Annotated in this window: 2 protein-coding genes; both read right to left on the bottom strand. The window is 58.5% G+C overall.

From position 1 onward, the window contains the following. The coding region (locus tag PSF42_RS20685; protein WP_272680573.1) for an AAA family ATPase at positions 1 to 460 on the bottom strand (460 nt) is incomplete at its 3' end. A 12-nt stretch (positions 461 to 472) separates the two neighbouring features. Next, on the bottom strand, positions 473 to 1,333 hold the full coding sequence (gene aac(3)-IId, locus PSF42_RS20680; protein WP_000557454.1) for an aminoglycoside N-acetyltransferase AAC(3)-IId: 861 nt from the start codon (positions 1,331 to 1,333) through the stop codon (positions 473 to 475). Positions 1,334 to 1,368: the final 35 nt, after the last annotated feature.

Here is a 1,368-nt window from a genome sequence, read left to right as displayed (position 1 = left end):
CCCATGGAAGCCGTTCCCTTGCGGCCAAGCATCGGGCGACATTCGCTAATCGCCACTCTCGAATCTCCGCATTTCGATTCGGGTCAGGATGCATGGTCTGGTTCGCGATCCGGTGACGCAATAGGTCCTCGTTGAGCGTCAGAAAGATGTGCAGCAGCTGATCGTCGATCCGCCTTACCCCGTCGAGTATCTCAGTCAGATAGTCCGGGTGCACGAGCGTCATTGGGATGATGATGTCCTGCGAGTAATTCCTTCGAATCTCCCTGACCGCCGCGATCGTAAGTCCCCTCCACAAGGGGAGATCCTGATAGTCTCCGCTCGCTGGCATGGGGACCGTTTCTTTCACCACGAACCCGATTTCCTCGGGGTCAAAGATCAGCGATTTGGAACGCCGATCGCGCAGCCGCTTAGCGAGCGTCGTCTTTCCGGCGCCGAAAGGTCCGTTGATCCAGATTATCATTGTCGACGGCCTCTAACCTGAAGGCTCGCAAGAGCGCTCGACGGCCTCGTGCGGAGGCACGATCGGAGTGGTTCCGAAATGCTTCTCAAGATAGGTGACGCCGAACGTCACGATGTCCTGCGCGTCGAACAGGTAGCACTGAGCAAAGCCCACGACACCTTCTCGATGGCGACCGAGCTTCACGTAAGCATTTGCTATAGTTTCAACCGCATCCGGCTTTCCTTCGATAGCAAAGCAATCGAGAATGCCGTTTGAATCGTAATCCGATGCCGTTTTCCAGGCGACTTCACCGTCTCTTCCAAGCATCGGCATCTCATACGTCACCCACCGTTTGTTGGGGATATCGGCAACCGCCTCGGCGTAGTGCAATGCGGTAACGGAGTTTAGCGGCGCACCCAACAGCAGGGCCTTCCCGCCAAGGCGAACGAACCGCTCGACGGGCGATCCTTCCCCCAAGGCGTGACCGAGTTCGTGAGGCTCCGTCAGCGTTTCAGCCAGCGGACCAACCGCGACCATCGATGCATCGGGGTGCGCGCTGCGCCGCGCGCCGGGGGCTTGAACCAGAAATTGATTCAGCAGGCCGAACCCACGGTAAGTCCCGGCTGTTGCGGGATCGAACGGCAGCCAGGTACGGCGGGCTTCGTCATCCAGCCGAGCGCCATTCAGAGTCTCCTCGTAGGGTGATCGGTCCCACGACGCGTATCCCATCACAGTGCCAGTCGGCCCAACCGCGGAGCGTAACGCGGCAACGACCGTCTCCGCTCCTCCTTCGACCGGACCAATCGCTTTAAGTGAGGCATGCACCATCAAGAGGTCACCGGTTTGGACTCCGAGTTTTTGAAGCGCCTCCGTTATTGCCTTCCGCGTATGCATCGCGATATCTCCTCTAAACTGCAAAACACTATACG

It is taken from the genome of Providencia sp. PROV032 (assembly GCF_028484875.1).
GTDB classification, from domain to species: Bacteria; Pseudomonadota; Gammaproteobacteria; order Enterobacterales; family Enterobacteriaceae; genus Providencia; species Providencia rettgeri_E.
The sequence above is the reverse complement of the archived record's forward strand: the minus strand, read 5'-3'. Positions and strand labels throughout refer to the sequence as shown.